Origin of the sequence: Streptomyces sp. 1222.5, from assembly GCF_900105245.1 — a bacterium.
Classification (GTDB): Bacteria; Actinomycetota; Actinomycetes; order Streptomycetales; family Streptomycetaceae; genus Streptomyces; species Streptomyces albidocamelliae.
Genome location: NZ_FNSZ01000001.1, coordinates 1383977 through 1401449, shown reverse-complemented (window position 1 = coordinate 1401449; position 17473 = coordinate 1383977). Strand labels below are relative to the sequence as shown.

General features: G+C 73.3%; 15 protein-coding genes. 10 read left to right on the top strand and 5 right to left on the bottom strand.

Going from position 1 to position 17473, the window contains the following annotated elements; all coding sequences use genetic code 11:
- The first annotated feature begins 114 nt into the window (after nt 1-114).
- Complete coding sequence (locus BLW57_RS06385) at nt 115-3912, top strand: CHAT domain-containing protein (RefSeq protein ID WP_143051585.1); 3798 nt, start codon at nt 115-117, stop codon at nt 3910-3912.
- A gap of 123 nt (nt 3913-4035) precedes the next feature.
- Here the strand turns inward: BLW57_RS06385 and BLW57_RS06380 are convergent, their stop codons facing one another.
- On the bottom strand, nt 4036-4920 hold the full coding sequence (locus BLW57_RS06380; protein ID WP_093472778.1) for a LysR family transcriptional regulator: 885 nt from the start codon (nt 4918-4920) through the stop codon (nt 4036-4038).
- A 119-nt stretch (nt 4921-5039) separates the two neighbouring features.
- Between BLW57_RS06380 and BLW57_RS06375 the strand changes: the two genes are divergently transcribed.
- The 7 genes from BLW57_RS06375 (at nt 5040) to BLW57_RS06345 (ending at nt 11493) form a co-directional block, all read left to right on the top strand.
- Entirely contained in the window at nt 5040-5711 is a 672-nt protein-coding gene (locus BLW57_RS06375; RefSeq protein WP_093472776.1) for a succinate dehydrogenase, read from the top strand.
- A 1-nt stretch (nt 5712) separates the two neighbouring features.
- The gene (locus tag BLW57_RS06370; RefSeq protein WP_093472774.1) at nt 5713-7662 is read left to right on the top strand and encodes a fumarate reductase/succinate dehydrogenase flavoprotein subunit; all 1950 of its coding nucleotides are present in this window, start codon (nt 5713-5715) and stop codon (nt 7660-7662) included.
- Nucleotides 7659-8405, top strand: a complete 747-nt coding sequence (locus tag BLW57_RS06365) for a succinate dehydrogenase/fumarate reductase iron-sulfur subunit (protein ID WP_093472772.1) — start codon at nt 7659-7661, stop codon at nt 8403-8405. Before BLW57_RS06370 ends, BLW57_RS06365 begins: the two co-directional genes overlap by 4 nt.
- Nucleotides 8406-8700: 295 nt before the next feature.
- Nucleotides 8701-9474 carry a GNAT family N-acetyltransferase gene (locus BLW57_RS06360; RefSeq protein WP_176985486.1) on the top strand — a complete coding sequence of 258 codons (774 nt, stop codon included), beginning with the start codon at nt 8701-8703 and terminating at the stop codon, nt 9472-9474.
- Nucleotides 9474-10283 (top strand): lysophospholipid acyltransferase family protein, encoded by an 810-nt coding sequence (locus BLW57_RS06355; RefSeq protein WP_093472770.1) that lies wholly within the window; start codon nt 9474-9476, stop codon nt 10281-10283. The genes BLW57_RS06360 and BLW57_RS06355 overlap by 1 nt, the downstream gene beginning before the upstream one ends.
- 93 nt (nt 10284-10376) lie before the next feature.
- Nucleotides 10377-10937, top strand: coding sequence for a hypothetical protein (locus tag BLW57_RS06350; RefSeq protein ID WP_101377028.1), 561 nt, complete (start codon nt 10377-10379; stop codon nt 10935-10937).
- A gap of 31 nt (nt 10938-10968) precedes the next feature.
- The gene (locus BLW57_RS06345; protein WP_093480562.1) at nt 10969-11493 is read left to right on the top strand and encodes a hypothetical protein; all 525 of its coding nucleotides are present in this window, start codon (nt 10969-10971) and stop codon (nt 11491-11493) included.
- A gap of 9 nt (nt 11494-11502) precedes the next feature.
- Here BLW57_RS06345 and BLW57_RS06340 read toward each other — a convergent pair whose 3' ends face one another.
- From BLW57_RS06340 to BLW57_RS06330, 3 genes are all read right to left on the bottom strand, one after another.
- Nucleotides 11503-13833: an ATP-binding cassette domain-containing protein gene (locus tag BLW57_RS06340; protein ID WP_093472768.1), complete on the bottom strand. Its 2331-nt coding sequence runs from the start codon at nt 13831-13833 to the stop codon at nt 11503-11505.
- A gap of 72 nt (nt 13834-13905) precedes the next feature.
- Nucleotides 13906-14094 carry an antitoxin gene (locus tag BLW57_RS06335; protein ID WP_093472766.1) on the bottom strand — a complete coding sequence of 63 codons (189 nt, stop codon included), beginning with the start codon at nt 14092-14094 and terminating at the stop codon, nt 13906-13908.
- Between the two features lie 78 nt (nt 14095-14172).
- The gene (locus BLW57_RS06330; protein ID WP_093472764.1) at nt 14173-15180 is read right to left on the bottom strand and encodes an LLM class flavin-dependent oxidoreductase; all 1008 of its coding nucleotides are present in this window, start codon (nt 15178-15180) and stop codon (nt 14173-14175) included.
- A gap of 110 nt (nt 15181-15290) precedes the next feature.
- Between BLW57_RS06330 and BLW57_RS06325 the strand changes: the two genes are divergently transcribed.
- Nucleotides 15291-15782 carry a phosphatase domain-containing protein gene (locus BLW57_RS06325; protein WP_093472762.1) on the top strand — a complete coding sequence of 164 codons (492 nt, stop codon included), beginning with the start codon at nt 15291-15293 and terminating at the stop codon, nt 15780-15782.
- 12 nt (nt 15783-15794) lie between these two features.
- On the opposite strand, the gene BLW57_RS06320 is transcribed toward BLW57_RS06325, so the two are convergent.
- A complete protein-coding gene (locus BLW57_RS06320) occupies nt 15795-16007 on the bottom strand; it encodes a dodecin (RefSeq protein ID WP_073891141.1) in 213 nt (70 codons plus the stop codon).
- Between the two features lie 212 nt (nt 16008-16219).
- Between BLW57_RS06320 and BLW57_RS06315 the strand changes: the two genes are divergently transcribed.
- Nucleotides 16220-17473: an extracellular solute-binding protein gene (locus tag BLW57_RS06315; protein WP_093472760.1), complete on the top strand. Its 1254-nt coding sequence runs from the start codon at nt 16220-16222 to the stop codon at nt 17471-17473.

Below are 17473 nucleotides of genomic sequence, written 5' to 3'. Positions count from 1 at the left end.
ACCGTTCCCGTGGCCGGCGGGATCAACCTACCCGTCACGGACGGTGGTGGACACGGGACGGCGGGGAACCATGGAGGGCGGCGGATCGTTCAGCGGGTGTACGGGGGTGAGGCGATGGAGGATCTGGAACGGTATCTGCACACCGGTGACGGCCGGGACCTGCCGTCTCTGGCTCCGGCCACGCTGCCGCCGCCGCCCGGCGCGGACGCGGCGGACACCGCCCGGCTCGCGCTGCTCCGCTGGTACCGCTACCTCCATCTGCCGGGCGTGAACGGCCTGCTGGAATTCCGCGCCGCCGTCCAGCTCGCCGGCGTGCTGGACGGCGTACCGGAGGGCCTGCCGCCGCTGCCCGACGCACTGCGCGAGAACCTGCGCAAGGCGGACGCGGCGCGCCGTGGCCGGCGGTGGCCGCGGCGCGGGGGCCGGGAGACCGCGGACGGCGAGCGGGAGCCGATCGCCCTCGGCCCGGCCCGCGTCGATCAACTCCAGTTCCTCATGGGCCGGTTCGAGGAGCAGCGGGACTTCTCCGCCCTGGACACGGCATTGGACCTGCAGCGGCGGTGGCTCAAGGAGAAGGGCCTGTCGGCGCGTGAGCGGGCCGCTCTCCTCACCGACCACGCTCATCTGCTCCTGCTGCTCGGCGACCTCGGCGCCCATCGCTCCTGGCGGGCGGAGGCCGAGCGGGCCGCCCGCCTCGCCGTCGAGACCACGGCCCGGCAGGAGGTGCGACACGATCCGCATCTCGCCAACCGGCTGCTGATCAAGGCCCGTTGTGCGACCGCCCTGTACGACCCCGAGGCCGACCCCACCGGCCTGGAGCGCGCCGTCCAGGATCTGCGCCGGGCCGTCGAGGCGGCCGGCCGGTGCGCCCCGCTCGCGCTGCACCACGCACGCGACCTGGTGACCACTCTGACCGCACGGCACGAGGCCACCGGCGCGCCGCAGACCCTCACCGAGGCGTTGACCGCGGCCCGCGACCTGGTGCGGGCCACGCACCCCGACGACCGCCGGGGCCCCGAACACCGCGAATGGCTGGCGCAGTTGGAGGCGCGGGCCGTGCCCCGGCTCGGTGCGGAGACGGTCGCCGCCGTGCTGGGCGAGCCCGCGGTGCCGTACGCCCCCGGGACCGAGGGGCGCCACCGTGCCTGGTGGGCGACCGCCGATGACGCGGACGCCCCGTGGACCGAGCGGCGGAAGGCCGCGCTGGCCCTGGTCTCCTCGGTGCCGGGTCACGACGAGGACCGTCCCGGCGCCCTGCTGCTGGCCGCCCGGACCGAGATGCACGTCTGGCTGGAGGGCGGGGACGGCGCCACGCCCGGCCAGGCGCGGGTGTGGGCCGTGCAGGCGGCCGACGCCATGCCGCCCGGGCACCGGCTGGCCGGACGGGCGCTCACCGTGCTGGCCGAAGCCACCCTCTACCTCGCGGCCGAGGCGTCCCCCCGGCCCGACGAGCGCCTCGTGGAGGAGGCGCTGGCCGACGCCAGACGGGCCAGATCCGCGCTCCTGGCCGACGCCCCCGACACGCCCCTTCTGCTGGAGCGGCTGGCCGTGCTGACGGTCCGCGTGGCCAACGTGCTGTCGGACGGCACGCTCCTGGAGGAGTCGGTGGACATCCGCAGGCAGGCCCTGGCGCTGACGCCGGACAACGAGCCCTTCCGTCCGTTCCGCACGTCCAACCTGGCGGGCGCCCTCCGTGAACTGGCCCACTACGCGGAGGACCGGGAACTGGCGGAGGAGGCACTCGCCCTCGCCCACGAGGCCGCCGACGCGCTGCCCGAGGACCACCCGCGGAAGCACGAACTGCTGCTCAACCTCGCCGACCACTACACCCTGGGCGAGGGGGAGGACGCCGTGGGCCGGCTGACCGAGGCCGAGCGGCTCTACCGGGACGGGCTGGCCCGGCTGCCGGCGGACCACCCCGACCTGCCCCGCTTCACCAGCTCCATCAGCCAGGTGCTGTACCGGCGGTACCGGGAGACCGGCGACCGGCCGACCCTCGAGGACGCGGTCGGCCTGGCCCGGGACGCGGCGGCCCGGACCGCGGACGGCGACTGGTTCCGGACCACGCGCCTGCTGCTGTTCGCGCGCGCCGCGACGGCGCTGTACGACCTGACGGCGTCCGATCCGCGCCCGGACACGGCGCTGCGCGCCGAAGCCCTGACCGCCTGGGACGAGGTCGCCCAGGACGAACGGTTCACCACGTCGCTGCGGTTCGAGGCGCAGGAGAAGCGCGCGGCCCTCGCGCGGGCCGCGGGCGACCCCGAGCACGCCCTGCGGGCACTGGAGGCCGCTCTCGCGGAGGTGCCGGCACTGGCCCGGCGCTCCTTCGCGGGTCCGGTCCGCAAGGGCATCGCCCGCAGAGCACCCGAACTGGCCGTGCAGGCCGCGATCGCGGCCATCGAGGCCGGCCGCCCCGAACATGCGGTGGAACTGCTGGAGAAGGGCCGCGCCATCCTCTACGGGCAGGCGATCATGTCGTGGCGGCACCGGGCGGAACTGCGCAGGATCGACCCCGCGGCCGCCGAGCGCCTGGAGACGATCGACCGGCACCTGGCCACCGCGGACATCTTCGCGAACGTCGGACGCATCGAGGTCAGTGCGGTCACACAGCACCGCTTCGGCCGCACCACGACGGACTCGACCCGCAGCTGGGACCCGCGCTCCGACTACGCGGCGCAGACCCGCAGGCTCGCCGCCGAACGGGACCGCATCGTCGAGGGTCTGGCCGCGGATCCGCGGTTCGCCGAACTGACGGTCTCCCGGCCGCTCGCCGCCCTGCGCGCCGCGACCGCCGGAGCGGCCGTCGCGTACGTCCTGACCCACGGGTCCCAGGGCTACGCCCTGCTCGTCCCGGCCGACCCCGCGGACCCCGTCGAGCACATTCCGCTGCCGGGCCTGACCGGCACGGCGGCACGCGCGCACATCGCCGAGCTGAGGACGGCCCTGCGGGACGCGGTGGACTCGACCGCCGGGCCGGACCGCCGCGAGGCCGCGCAGTCCGAACTGCACGACATCCTGGGCTGGTTGTGGGACGAGGTGACCTCGCCCGTCCTGGCCAGGCTCGGCACGGCCCCACCGGGCCGCCCGAAGCCGCGGTTGTGGTGGTGCCCTGTGGGGCCGGTGGTGCGGCTCCCCCTCCACGCGGCCGGCCACCACCCGCGCACGGCCGCCGAGGCCGCGGCCCGTGCCCAGGACCCGGCGGCCGAACCCCCGCCCACCGTCATCGACCGGGTGACTCCGTCCTACACCCCCACCCTCGGGGCGCTGGCCCACTCCCTGCGGGACGTGTCCGGCACCCCGGCCGGCGGACCGGGGCCGAGCTCGCTCGTCGTCGCCGTGCCGCACAGTCGGCACGGCCCGCCGCTGCCCCTGGCCGAACGGGAGGCCCGCACCGTGCTCGCCGCGCTGCCCGGCGCGCGGCTGCTGCTCGGCGAGGATGCCGACCTCGCCACGGTGACGGCCGCGCTGCGCGACCACACCCTGGTCCACTTCGCCTGCCACGGGGACAACGACATCGACCTCGGCCTGCTGCGCGGAGGCGGCCTGCACCTCGGGCGGGGGGAGACACTGACCGCGGGACAGATCCAGGACACCCCCCTGGACCACGGCGCGCTGGCGATCCTGTCCGCGTGCAGCACGGCCGAGGCGCACCCCGGGCTGCCGGACGAGCCGATGCACCTGGCCGCCGCCTTCCAACTCGCCGGATTCCGGGGGGTCGTCGGAACCCTGTGGCACGCCCCGGACACCCCCGGCATGGCCCGCGAGCTCTACGCCGTCCTCACCGCGGGCGGCACGGTCCTCCCGGACACCACGGCCTCGGCCCAGGCCCTGAACCACGCGCAGCGCGCCGTCCGCGACGCCTACCCGGCGACCCCGACCCGCTGGGCGGCCTACCTGCACACGGGCGCCTGAGTCCCGGCACCGGCCGGCCGGCGCCTCAGCACCGACGCCTGTGCCCAGCACCTCGGCAACGGCGGCCGGCTACCGACACCTCGCCGCCGGCGATCCGGCGGCAGCACCCGCGCACCCCCGCCCTCACCGCTCCACCAGCATCCGCTGGAGTTCCCGGGCCGCCCGAGGCGGGGCCACGTCGCTGCGGTGGGCCAGGGCGATCGTGCGGTGGAGGCCGGGGCGGGCCAGCGGCGTCACGCGCAGTCCGCGTCCCGATCGCGTCGCGACCATGCGGGGTACGACGGCCAGGCCGAGGCCGGCGCGCACGAACCCCAGCACCGCGTCCATCTCGCCGCCCTCCACCGCGAAGTCCGGCTCGAAGCCCTCCGCGCGGCACGCGGCCACCGTCAGCTCCCGCAGGTCGTACCCGTGCCGGAACATCACCAGCCGCTCACCCTCCAGGTCGGCGATGCGGACGGAGCGCCCGCCCCCACCGGGTGCCGGTGCCTCGGGCGAGGACACCACCACCAGGTCCTCGCGCAGCAGCTCCACCGTGGTCAGCGCGGGCGACGGCGTAGGCAGCGGCAGTACCACCAGGGCAAGGTCGAGGGCGCCCCGGGCGAGCTCCCGCACCAGGTCGTGCGAACCGCTCTCCTCGATCAGCAGCTGGATGCCGGGGTACCGGTCGTGGAAGGCGCGCAGCACATCCGGCAGCAGGCCCGTGCACAGGCTCGGCGTCGCCCCCAGCCGTACCCGGCCGCGCCGCAGCTGCGCCAGCTCCTGCACCTCGTACCGGGCAGTGTCCGCGTCGGCCAGGATCCGCCGGGCCAGCGGCAGCAGCGCCTCGCCCGCGTCGGTGAGCGTGATGTTGCCCCGGGCGCGCTGGAACAGATCCGCGCCCAGTTCCCGCTCCAGCGCCTTGATCTGCTGCGAGAGTGATGGCTGGGCGACATGGACCAGCTCGGCGGCCCGCGTGAAGTGCCGGGTCTCGGCGACGGCCACGAAGTACTGGAGCTGCTGGAACTGCATCCAGCCAGGATAGCTTCCGCCTATGGAAACGAGCCGGACCATGTCTTGGACCGATCGGGTTCCGGGGACCTAGCGTCAATGCCATGGCTCTGGCAACGCGGACGGACCGACGGCCGTCCATGGCGCGCACGGTGTGGGACTCCACCGTCGGCAAGAAGACGGTGATGGCCGTCAGCGGCGTGATCATGCTGCTGTACCTGGTCGCGCACATGATCGGCAATCTGAAGATCTACTTCGGCGCGGGCGAGTTCAACCACTACGCGCACTGGCTGCGCACCGTCGGCGAACCCTTCATGCACTACGAGTGGACGCTCTGGCTCATCCGGATCGTCCTGGTCGCCGCCGTGGTCGCCCACGCCACGTCCGCCTACCAGCTCAGCCGCCGCGACATCAAGGCACGGCCGGCCAAGTACGTGCACAAGAAGCCGAGGGCGAGCTACGCCACCCGCACCATGCGCTGGGGCGGGATCATCCTGGGCCTGTTCATCGTCTGGCACCTGCTGGACCTGACCACGGGCACCGTCCACCCGGGCGGCTTCCAGGAGGGCCACCCGTACCAGAACGTCGTGGACACCTTCTCCACCTGGTACGGCAACGCCGTCTACATCGTCGCGATGCTCGCGCTCGGCCTGCACATCCGGCACGGCTTCTGGAGCGCCGCCCAGACCCTGGGCGTCGGCAGCCGCGCCCGCGACCGCGCCCTCAAGGCCGTCGCCGACATCCTCGCGCTGCTGCTCACGGCCGGCTTCATCGCCGTACCCGTGGGCGTCATGACCGGAGTGGTGAGCTGACATGACCGACTACGTCCACTACACGACCGGCACACCGGCCGTCGATGACAAGGCCCCCTCCGGGCCGGTCCACGAGCGCTGGGACAAGCGCCGCTTCGAGGCGAAGCTGGTCAACCCCGCCAACCGGCGCAAGCACACGGTCATCGTCGTGGGCACCGGACTCGCCGGCGGCTCGGCGGGCGCCACGCTCGCCGAACAGGGCTACCACGTCGTCCAGTTCTGCTACCAGGACTCCCCGCGTCGGGCCCACTCCATCGCCGCGCAGGGCGGCATCAACGCGGCGAAGAACTACCGCAACGACGGCGACTCGGTCCACCGCCTCTTCTACGACACCGTCAAGGGCGGCGACTTCCGGGCGCGCGAGTCGAACGTGCACCGGCTCGCCCAGATCTCCGTCGAGATCATCGACCAGTGCGTGGCGCAGGGCGTGCCGTTCGCCCGAGAGTACGGCGGCCTGCTCGACACCCGCTCCTTCGGCGGCGTCCAGGTCTCCCGCACCTTCTACGCCCGCGGCCAGACGGGCCAGCAGTTGCTGCTGGGCGCCTACCAAGCGCTGTCCCGGCAGATCGCCGCGGGCAACGTGGAGATGCACCCCCGCACGGAGATGCTGGACCTGATCGTCGTCGACGGCCGGGCCCGCGGGATCGTGGCGCGCGACCTGATCACCGGGAAGATCGACACGTACTTCGCCGACGCCGTCGTCCTCGCCAGCGGCGGCTACGGCAATGTCTTCTACCTGTCGACCAACGCCATGAACTCCAACGCGACCGCCGTCTGGCGGGCGCACCGGCGCGGCGCCCACTTCGCCAACCCCTGCTTCACCCAGATCCACCCGACCTGCATCCCGCGCACCGGCGACCACCAGTCCAAGCTGACGCTGATGAGCGAGTCGCTGCGCAACGACGGCCGTATCTGGGTGCCGAAGGCCGAGGGCGACGACCGGCCGCCGCACCGCATCCCCGAGGACGAGCGCGACTACTACCTGGAGCGCATCTACCCGTCCTTCGGCAACCTGGTCCCGCGCGACATCGCCTCCCGCGCCGCGAAGAACGTCTGCGACGAGGGCAGGGGGGTCGGCCCCGGCGGGCAGGGCGTCTACCTCGACTTCGCCGACGCGATCCGGCGCATGGGCCGCAAGGCCGTCGAGGCCAAGTACGGCAACCTCTTCGACATGTACCAGCGGATCACCGACGAGGATCCGTACGAGGTGCCGATGCGCATCTACCCGGCCGTGCACTACACGATGGGCGGACTCTGGGTCGACTACGACCTCCAGACCACCGTCCCCGGCCTGTTCGCGATCGGCGAGGCCAACTTCTCCGACCACGGCGCCAACCGGCTCGGCGCGTCCGCGCTGATGCAGGGCCTCGCCGACGGCTACTTCGTCCTCCCGGCCACCATCAACGACTACCTGGCCCGCAACCCGCACCAGGAGGCCGTCACCGCCGCCCACCCCGCGGTGCAGGAGGTGCTCGCCGAGACCGAGGACCGGCTCCACCTGCTGCTCGCCGTGGACGGCGACCGCACCCCGGACTCCTTCCACCGCGAACTCGGCGAGCTCATGTGGGAGTTCTGTGGGATGGCACGCACCGACGCCGGACTGCGCAAGGCCCTGGAGCGCATCCCGCAGATCCGCGAGGAGTTCTGGCGGCGCATCAAGGTGCCCGGTACCGGCGAGGAGTTCAACCAGTCGCTGGAGAAGGCCAACCGGATCGTCGACTACCTGGAGCTGGCCGAGCTGATGTGCCTCGACGCGCTGCACCGCGCCGAGTCCTGCGGCGGTCACTTCCGTGAGGAGTCCCAGACCCCGGACGGCGAGGCGGCACGCCGGGACGACGCGTTCTCGTACGCTGCCGCCTGGGAGTTCACCGGCACCGGCGAGCCGCCCGTCCTGCACAAGGAAGACCTCGTCTTCGAGTACGTCCACCCCACCCAGCGGAGCTACGCATGAAGCTCACCCTGCGCGTCTGGCGGCAGAAGAACGCCGACGCCGAAGGAGCCATGTCCACCTACGAGGTGGACGGCATCTCGCCCGACATGTCCTTCCTGGAGATGCTGGACGTCCTCAACGAGCGCCTCATCCTGTCCGGTGAGGAACCCGTCGCCTTCGACCACGACTGCCGCGAGGGCATCTGCGGCGCCTGCTCGCTCGTCATCAACGGCGACGCGCACGGCCCCGAGCGGACCACCACCTGTCAGCTGCACATGCGGTCCTTCCGGGACGGCGACACCATCGACGTCGAGCCGTGGCGGGCGTCCGCGTTCCCGGTGATCAAGGACCTGGTGGTGGACCGGTCCGCCTTCGACCGGATCATCCAGGCCGGCGGGTACGTCACCGCGCCCACCGGTTCCGCACCGGAGGCGCACGCCACGCCGGTGCCCAAGGCCGACGCCGACCTCGCGTTCGAGCACGCCGAGTGCATCGGGTGCGGCGCGTGCGTGGCCGCCTGTCCCAACGGGGCGGCGATGCTGTTCACCTCCGCCAAGGTCAACCACCTCAATGTGCTGCCCCAGGGCGCGCCGGAGCGGGAGACCCGGGTGCTGGACATGGTCGCGCAGATGGACGCCGAGGGATTCGGCGGCTGCACGCTGGCGGGGGAGTGCGCGACGGCCTGTCCCAAGGGGATCCCCCTGATGTCGATCACCAGCATGAACAAGGAGTGGCTGCGGGCCAACCGCAAGGTGAGGCGGTAGCCCTGCCGAAACGGCTGTCCCCGGGTGCCCGCGAGCGAGCCCCGGCGGCCGGCCGAAGGGGAGACGTTCGCCGCGAGGGCGGGCGGGTGGGACCGGGTCAGGTGCTCGACCCGGTCCCACCAGGCATCCTCACCGCTCCGGCGAGCAGGCCGCGCCCCGCCGCCGCGTGCTGCGTCGTCCGTCATTCAGCAGCCGCACATCCACGGGTCCCGCGCCGGACACGCCGAGGCCAGCCTGTCGCGGAAGAAAGCAGGTGCAGATCTCGTCATGCATCCGCTCGGCGCAGGAGACCCCCATGACCGCCATGCCCGCCTCGCCCCCCGCCCTCGCCGGCCCGCCCGACGGCTCCGGATACCTCGTGTCGCTCGCCCGGGACCAGGACGACGTCCGGGCCGCGCAGCGCCTGCGCCACCAGGTGTTCGCCGGGGAGATGGGCGCCCGGCTCGACGGTCCGGAACCGGGCCTCGACATGGACGCCTTCGACGCGTACTGCGATCACCTGCTCATCCGGGACGGCGCCACCGGCGAGGTCGTCGGCACCTACCGGCTGCTGCCGCCGGAGCGGGCCGCCGTCGCCGGCCGGCTCTATTCGGAGAGCGAGTTCGACCTCTCCGCACTGTCCCCCGTCCGCTCCGGGCTGGTCGAGGTCGGCCGCTCCTGCGTGCACCCCGACCACCGCGACGGCGCCGTGATCGGCCTGATCTGGGCCGGCATAGCCCGGTACATGGTCGATCGTGGCCACGAGTGGCTGGCCGGCTGCTGCTCGGTGCCGCTCGCCGACGGCGGCGCGCTCGCCACGGCGACCTGGGACCGGGTGCGCGACAAGCACCTGGCGCCCGAGGGGTTCCGGGTACGGCCGCTGCTGCCCTGGACCCCGAACGCCCAGGCTCCGGCCGGGCGCACCGAACTGCCGGCCCTGCTGCGCGGCTACCTCCGCCTCGGCGCCTGGGTGTGCGGTGAGCCCGCGCACGACCCGGACTTCGGGGTCGCCGACCTGTACGTGCTGCTGTCGATGCGCCGGGTCGACCCGCGCTATCTGCGGCACTTCCTCTCCCTCGTCCCGGCCTGATGAGCGTCTGGCTGCCCAGCGCGCCCTGCACCCCGGGCGCCTGTGTGGAGCAGGCCCGTGCCGCCGCGGCCGTACCCCGCGCGGTGCTGCGGCTGACCGCCGTCGTGGTGCTGGTGCTGGCCGGCGTCCTGCTGTCCCCGTTCGGCGCGCGGATCCCCGCGGACTGGGTGCGGAGATGGTCCCGGACGGTCGTGCGGGCCATCGGCGTCCAGGTCCGCATCACCGGGGCGGCCCCGCCGGACGGAGGCGTCCTGCTGGTCGCCAACCACATCTCCTGGCTGGACATCCCGCTGATCGCCGCGGTCCGGCCGGCCCGGATGCTGGCCAAGGACGAGATCCGGCGCTGGCCCGTGGCCGGCCGGCTGGCCGGGCGGGGCGGGGCCCTGTTCATCGAGCGGGACCGGCTGCGCGCCCTGCCCGCGACGGTCGCCCGGGTCGCCGGGGCGCTGCGGGACGGCGCCGCCGTCGCGGCGTTCCCCGAGGGCAGCACCTGGTGCGGCCGGGCCCAGGGGCACTTCCGCCGCGCCGTCTTCCAGGCCGCGCTCGACGCCGGGGTCCCGGTCCAGCCGGTCCGCCTGAGCTACCGCACCGCGCAGGGCCGCGCGGCCACGGCGGCGGCGTTCGTCGGCGACGACACCCTGTTCGCCTCACTGTGGCGGGTCGCGACGGCCCGCGGGCTGGTGGCCGAGGTGGAGGTGCGCCCCCTGATCCCGGCGGCCGGCCACCCGGACCGCCGCTCGCTGGCCCGCGCGGCGGAGCCCGGCACCTCCGCGGAACCCACCTGGACCCATACGGCACTGGTCGCCTGACCCCCGACCGCGGACCAGAACATAAGTGGATAGATTCTCACCAAAGGGGCACTTGTAGAGGGCACATCACTACTCCCCGAGGAGGGTGTGCCCATGTCAATAGGAACGCTTCTGGCGATCGTCATCCCGATCGTCGTGGTGCTCGTCCTGGTCGCCGTGGCGGTCTCCATGCTCAGGCGGCGCCGTCATCTACGTGATCGCTTCGGCCCGGAGTACGAACGGACCGTCGAAGGATCCGACAGCAGGCTCGCCGCCGAGCGTGAGCTCAGGTCGCGCGAGAGGCGTCACGACGCGCTGGAGATCAAGCCACTGCCCGACGCGGCCCGGGACCGCTATACACAGGAGTGGACCGGCGTCCAGCAGGAGTTCGTCGACCGTCCGGAGGACGCGGTGCACGACGCCGACCGGCTGGTGACCTCGCTCATGCACGAACGGGGTTATCCCACCGAGGGGTTCGAGCAGCAGATGAGGGACCTGTCGGTGGAGCACGGCCGCACCCTGGAGCACTACCGCGCCGCGCACGAGGTGGAGGGCCTCTCCACCCGCAGCCGCGCGACGACCGAGCAACTGCGGGGCGCCATGGTGCACTACCGGGCGCTGTTCGACGAACTGCTGGCCGACGGCGGGGGCCGCGCCCAGCACTCCCGCACCTGACGCAGACCCCGTCCCCGCACGGAGGGAACCCATGCCCAGCAACGACGAAACCGACCGCACGACCGGTGGCCTGTCCACCGACGACCTCGCCCAGCCCGCCGCCGGCGGCTCCGGCGCGGACCGGGAGCCACCGCCCACCGGGGCCCCCGTCTACCCGGGCGAGAGCACCGCGCCGGCCGGCACCGAACGCCCGGACGGCGACTCCGCCGCCGACGGCACCGGCACCGGCACCGAGTCCCTGGCCTCGGCCGGGACCTCACGGGCCGCCGACGCCCCGGACGACGAGATGCCGCAGCTGCTGACGGACGACGAGGAACGCGGCTTCCGCGACCGCTGGCAGGAGATCCAGGGCAGGTTCGTGGACGACCCCCGCGAGGCCGTGCACGAGGCCGACACCCTGGTCGCGGACGTCATGCAGACCCTCGCCTCCACCTTCGCCCAGCACAAGCAGGACCTGGAGAGCCAGTGGGGCCAGGGGGAGAAGGTGGACACCGAGGAACTGCGCGGTGCGCTGCGCCGCTACCGCTCCTTCTTCAACCGGCTGCTCAGCACCTGAGCGGCCCCGTCAGGGCAGGACCCGGGCCAGGTAGGGGGCCGTCGCGCCGCCCTCCGCCCGGGCCACCCGCTCCGGCGGCCCGGCCGCCACGATCCGGCCGCCCCGGTCCCCGCCGCCCGGCCCCAGGTCGATGACCCAGTCGGCGCCCGCGACGACCGTCATGTCGTGCTCGACGACCACGACCGTGTGCCCCGTGTCGACCAGCCCGTGCAGCCGCTCCAGCAGCACCTCCACGTCGGCCGGGTGCAGCCCGGTCGTCGGCTCGTCCAGCAGGTACAGGGTGTGGCCCCGGCGGCCGCGCTGCAGCTCGCTCGCCAGCTTGATGCGCTGGGCCTCACCGCCGGACAGCTCGGTGGCCGGCTGGCCGAGCCGCAGATAGCCGAGGCCCACGTCGAGCAGCGCGCCCAGGCTGCGGGCGGCGGCCGGGATGTCCGCGAAGAACTCCGCCGCCGACTCCACCGTCAGACCGAGCACCTCCGCGATGTTCCGCCCCCGGTACGTCACCCGCAGCGTCTCGGGGTTGTAGCGGGCGCCGCCGCAGTCCGGGCACGGCGCGTACGTGCTCGGCAGGAACAGCAGCTCGACACTGACGAACCCCTCGCCCTGGCAGGTCTCGCAGCGTCCGCCTGCCACGTTGAAGGAGAAGCGGCCGACGCCGTACCCGTGGGCCCGTGCCTCCTCGGTGGCGGCGAACACCTTGCGCACGACGTCGAACAGGCTCGTGTAGGTGGCCAGATTGGACCGCGGGGTGCGCCCGATCGGCTTCTGGTCCACCCGGACCAGGCGGTCCACTCCTGCCAGGTCCTCCGTCAGCTCCCCGATCAGCGTGGACTTCCCGGAGCCGGAGACACCGGTGACGGCGGTGAACGCGCCGAGCGGGAACTCGGCCGTGACCGCCCGCAGGTTGTGCCGGGTCACCGGGCCCACCCGCAACCAGCCGCCCGGCGTGCGGGTCTCGCGCGCGGGACCGGGGGACTCGTCGAAGAGGAACGCCGCCGTCGCCGACTCCTCGACGGACGCCAGCTCCGCCGGCGGTCCGCTGTACAGCACCCGTCCACCGTGCTCGCCCGCGCCGGGCCCCACGTCCACCAGCCAGTCGGCGCCGCGCACCACGTCCAGGTGGTGCTCCACCACGAACACCGAGTTGCCCGCGGCCTTCAGCCGGTCCAGCACGGTCAGCAGGGCCTCCGTGTCCGCCGGGTGCAGCCCGGCCGACGGCTCGTCCAGCACGTACACCACGCCGAAGAGCCCGGAGCGCAACTGCGTGGCGAGCCGCAGGCGTTGCAGCTCGCCCGCCGACAGGGTCGGGGTGGAGCGGTCGAGGCTGAGGTAGCCGAGGCCGAGTTCGACGACCGGCGCGATCCGGGACCTGAGGTCCGTCATGAGCACCCGGGCCGCCTCGGTGCCGCCCTCCGGCAGTCCGGCGAGGCAGCTCAGCGGCAGCGCGGCCAGCTCGGCGATGGTGCGGCCGTCGAAGGTCACCGCAAGGGCCTCGGGCCGCAGCCGGCTGCCCCCGCAGGCCGGACAGGGCGCACTGGTCAGAAAACGCTCCGCCTTCGCCCGCAGCGTCGGGGACTTGGTGTCCGCGAACGTCTTGAGCACATACCTCCGGGCACTCATGTACGTGCCCTGGTACGGCCGTTGGATCCGGTCGGCGTCGCGGACCGGATGGACGGTGACCACGGGCTGCTCGTCCGTGAACAGGATCCACTCGCGCTGCCCGGCGGGCAGCTCGCGCCACGGCCGGTCGACGTCGTACCCGAGTGTGTCGAGGATGTCCCGCAGGTTCTTGCCCTGCCAGGCGCCCGGCCACGCGGCGATCGCGCCCTCGCGGATCGACAGGGCGGGGTCCGGGACCAGCGACTCCTCGGTGGTGCCGTGCACTTGGCCGAGGCCGTGGCATTCGGGGCAGGCGCCGGCCGCCGTGTTGGGCGAGAACGCGTCGGAATCGAGCCGGTCCGCGCCCGGCGGGTAGTCCCCGGCGCGCGAGAACAGCATGCGCAGGGAGTTGGAGAGGTTGGTCACCGTGCCCACCGACGAACGCGAGGTGGGGGCCGAGCGGCGCTGCTGCAGCGACACCGCGGGCGGCAGGCCGGTGACCTCGCCGACCTTCGGCGCCCCGACCTGGTGGATCAGCCTGCGCGCGTACGGCGCGACCGACTCGAAGTACCGCCGCTGGGCCTCGGCGTAGATCGTGCCGAAGGCCAGCGACGACTTGCCCGAGCCGGACACGCCGGTGAACACGGCCAGTACGTCGCGCGGGACGTCCACGTCGACGCCCTTGAGGTTGTGCTCGCGCGCACCACGGACGCGGACGTACGGGTCATGGGGGCTGTGCATCGGGGGGACACTCCGTACGGGCCTGCCGGGGCGGGGACAAACCCCGCGATTCTAGCCCGCCCCCCGGTTGGTTCAGGACTGCGGGGGCCGGTCCTGGCGGGTGCCGAACTCGTCCCTCATCTTGTCCTGCGCGGTGTCGACCTGCGACTGGTACTTGTTGCCGGTGCGCTGGTCGGCGTAGTCGCCGCCTTTGTCGATGCCCTTGTCGGCCATGCCCTCGTGACCCTTGAGCATGCCCTTGATCTTGTCCATGAAGGACATGGCAAGCCTCCTCATCGGTTGCGGCTGCTCTTCCAGGGTCACCGCCGCGGGCCGGGTCCGCATCTCGGCGCGCGGGCCTCAGCCCTCCGGCGCGAAGAGGGCGGCGAGCCCGCGGAAGGAGCCGAGCAGCGCCGTACGGTCGTGACTGCTGGTGGTGACCAGGACCTCCGCGGCCCCGGTCTCCTTCAGGACCGTCTCCAGCTCCTCGGCGACCTGCTCCCGGGTGCCGGCGACGTGACCGGAGAGACCGGCCGTGAAGAACTCCCGCTCCTTCGCGGTCATCGTGCGGGCCTCGATCTCCTCGGCGGGGGCGAGCGGCGGGAAGGTGCCGTGTGTCCGGGAGTACGCCATCGACCAGGCCTCCGGGACCAGCAGCCGCCGGGCCTCCTCCTCGGTGTCCGCGACGGCGACCGTGCCCGAGATCACCACGTACGGCTCGGCCGTCCAGGGGGAGGGGCGGAACAGCGAGCGGTACTCGTCGATGCCGCGCAGCATCTTCTCGCGGCCGCGCAGGTCGCCGATGACCATGGGCAGGCCCGCCCGGGCCGCGATCCGCGCGCCCTCGCCCATCGCCAGCACGAACGGCGGCACCCGCAGGCCCTCCGCCGGGCGGGCGTGCACCCCGGTCGGTGACGTGCCCGTGAACCACTCCAGCAGCTCGCCCAGCTGCGCGGCGAAGTCCCCGGCGTCCTCCTTGTCCCGGCCGAGGGCTCTGCGCACCCCGTCCGTGAAGCCCACGGAGCGGCCGAGGCCCATGTCGATCCGCCTTGGGAACAGCGACTCCAGCACCCCGAACTGCTCGGCGACGACCAGGGGCCGGTGGTTGGGCAGCATGACCCCGCCGGTGCCGACCCGGATCGTCCGCGTCGCGGCGGCGACCGCGGCGGCGAGCACGGTAGGCGCGGAACCGGCGACGCCGGGCACGCCGTGGTGCTCGGCCACCCAGAAGCGGTGGTACCCGAGCGCCTCCGCCTCCCGCGCCAGTGCGACGGTGTCCCGCAGCGCCTCGGCGGGCGGGTGCCCCTCGCGGGTGCGGGAGCGGTCGAGGACGGAGAACCGGGTCCGGGTGATCACTGTGCTGCTCACGCAGGTGTCAACGCCCTGACGCGCCCGGGATTCCCGTGACACGAACGGTCGGCGCGCGGACGCCGGCGGACCCGTCGCCCGCCTGCCGGGCGGCTGGCTAGGGTGGCCGGATGACCGACGACACCGGGCGCCCGATCGCCGTGTTCGACCTCGACAACACCCTGGCCGACACCGCCCACCGCCAGCACTTCCTGGAGAGCCGGCCCAAGGACTGGGACGGCTTCTTCGCCGCCGCGCCCGCCGATCCGCCCCTCGCCGAGGGGGTGGCGCTGGTCCTGGAGAGCGCCCGGGACTGCGAGGTCGTCTATCTCACGGGCCGTCCCGAGCGGTGCCGCCGGGACACCCTGGAGTGGCTCGCGGCCCAGGGACTGCCCCAGGGCCGCCTCCACATGCGGGGCGACGCCGACCGCAGGCCGGCGCGGTTCACCAAGGTGGCGACCCTGCGCCGGCTGGCCCGGGACCGCGAGGTCCGGTTCCTCGTGGACGACGACGAGCTGGTGTGCGACGACGCCGAACGCGCCGGGTTCGAGGTGGTGCGGGCCCGCTGGGCCGCGAAGTCGGCCGCCCTCGAGGACGCGCAGGAGCGGGAGGGCCGCACCTGAGTTCCGGACGGGTCACTCGTCCTCGAGGCGGAAGCCGACCTTCATGCCCACCTGGTAGTGCTCGATCCGGCCGTTCTCGATCTGCCCGCGCACCTGCGTCACCTCGAACCAGTCCAGGTTGCGCAGGGTCTGGTCGGCTCGGGCGATGCCGTTGCGGATGGCCTGGTCGACGCCCTCGTGCGAGGTGCCGACGATCTCGGTGACCCGGTAGGTGTGGTTCGACATGGGGGTGCTCCTCTCGTGTCGCGGCGTACTCCACGGTGCCCCATCCACGCCCGGATCGCACGGCGATCGCACGCCTACCGTGCGTAGCCCTTGACCCCTCGCATTGGTCCATACCAAAATCCAGCACACCCGTACGAGCGCCCGCGCTCGTCCCCCCACGTCGGGCCCCCAGCCCTGTCCGCAGCCCCGTGCACGACAGAACAGGACCCCTCGTGAGACGTCGCCTGCTCGCCCTCCTCTGCGTCACCGGATCCCTCGTCAGCGCCTGCGGGATGCTCCCCGGCGAGCACGAGCGGAAGACCGTCACCGTGTGGCTGATGAAGGACAGCGCCTCCAAGGAGTTCCTCCAGCGCTTCACCGAGGACTTCGAGAAGACCCACGACGACCTGCGCCTCGACATCCGCATCCAGGAATGGACCGGCATCGTCGAGAAGGTCCGCAAGGCCCTCGAGCCCGGCTCCGGCGACGGCCCGGACGTCATCGAGGTCGGCAACACCCAGGTGCCGCTGTACGCGGACGGCGGACGGCTCGCCGACCTCACGCTGGAGTCGATGCGCGACTGGGGCAAGGAGAAGTGGCTGCCCGGCCTCGCCCAGCCCGGCAAGGACGGCAACAAGCAGTACGGCGTCCCCTGGTACGCGGCCAACCGCGTCGTCATCTACCGCAAGGACCTGTTCGAGCAGGCCGGGATCGCCCGCCCGCCGCGCACCCGCGACGAATGGCTCGCCGACACGCAGAAGCTCGACTCCGGCGGCGACCAGGGCATCTACCTCGCCGGACAGGACTGGTACACCCTCTCCGGCTTCATCTGGGACGAGGGCGGCGACCTCGCCCGGGAGAAGGACCACGAGTGGCGGGGAGCCCTCGACACCCCGGCCGCGCTGCGCGGGATGGACTTCTACCGACGGCTCCAGGCGCTCGGAAAGGGGCCCGTGGACGCCGACGAGGAACACCCGCCCCAGGCAGGGGTGTTCGCGTCGGGCAAGGTCGCGCAGATCGTCGCCGTGCCGGGCCTCGCCCAGGCGATCGTGCGGCAGAACCCGGACCTGCGCGGCAGGCTCGGCTTCTTCCCGGTGCCGGGCAGGACCGCGGGCCGACCCGGCACCGTGTTCACCGGCGGCTCCGACCTGGTCGTGCCGGAGAACACCGGGGACCAGTTCGCCGCGACCGCCGTCGTCGGCGCCCTCACCGGCGCCAAATGGGACACCGAACTCGCCCGCACCATGAACTACGTGCCCAACAAGACCACGTTGGCCGGCGCGGTCGCGGACGAGGAGGGGGTCGCCGCCATGGCCGCGGGCGCGGCGCACGGCAGAGCGACCCCCAACACCCCTCAGTGGGCCGACGTCGAGGCGGACAACCCCATCAAGGAGTACATGACCCGGGTGCTGCAGGGCACGGACCCGGCGACCGAGGCCCGGCGTGCGTCCCGGAAGATCACCGAGTCGCTCACCCCGGACCTCTGA

What these genes read in the sequence shown, in the direction of transcription:
- BLW57_RS06350 (WP_101377028.1), top strand. Translation starts at nt 10,377, where the DNA reads ATGTCAATAGGAACGCTTCTGGCGATCGTCATCCCGATCGTCGTGGTG.
- BLW57_RS06385 (WP_143051585.1), top strand. Translation starts at nt 115, where the DNA reads ATGGAGGATCTGGAACGGTATCTGCACACCGGTGACGGCCGGGACCTG.
- BLW57_RS06320 (WP_073891141.1), bottom strand. Translation starts at nt 16,007, where the DNA reads ATGTCGAACCACACCTACCGGGTCACCGAGATCGTCGGCACCTCGCAC.
- BLW57_RS06325 (WP_093472762.1), top strand. Translation starts at nt 15,291, where the DNA reads ATGACCGACGACACCGGGCGCCCGATCGCCGTGTTCGACCTCGACAAC.
- BLW57_RS06365 (WP_093472772.1), top strand. Translation starts at nt 7,659, where the DNA reads ATGAAGCTCACCCTGCGCGTCTGGCGGCAGAAGAACGCCGACGCCGAA.
- BLW57_RS06380 (WP_093472778.1), bottom strand. Translation starts at nt 4,920, where the DNA reads ATGCAGTTCCAGCAGCTCCAGTACTTCGTGGCCGTCGCCGAGACCCGG.
- BLW57_RS06355 (WP_093472770.1), top strand. Translation starts at nt 9,474, where the DNA reads ATGAGCGTCTGGCTGCCCAGCGCGCCCTGCACCCCGGGCGCCTGTGTG.
- BLW57_RS06375 (WP_093472776.1), top strand. Translation starts at nt 5,040, where the DNA reads ATGGCGCGCACGGTGTGGGACTCCACCGTCGGCAAGAAGACGGTGATG.
- BLW57_RS06370 (WP_093472774.1), top strand. Translation starts at nt 5,713, where the DNA reads ATGACCGACTACGTCCACTACACGACCGGCACACCGGCCGTCGATGAC.
- BLW57_RS06340 (WP_093472768.1), bottom strand. Translation starts at nt 13,833, where the DNA reads ATGCACAGCCCCCATGACCCGTACGTCCGCGTCCGTGGTGCGCGCGAG.
- BLW57_RS06335 (WP_093472766.1), bottom strand. Translation starts at nt 14,094, where the DNA reads ATGTCCTTCATGGACAAGATCAAGGGCATGCTCAAGGGTCACGAGGGC.
- BLW57_RS06360 (WP_176985486.1), top strand. Translation starts at nt 8,701, where the DNA reads ATGACCGCCATGCCCGCCTCGCCCCCCGCCCTCGCCGGCCCGCCCGAC.
- BLW57_RS06345 (WP_093480562.1), top strand. Translation starts at nt 10,969, where the DNA reads ATGCCCAGCAACGACGAAACCGACCGCACGACCGGTGGCCTGTCCACC.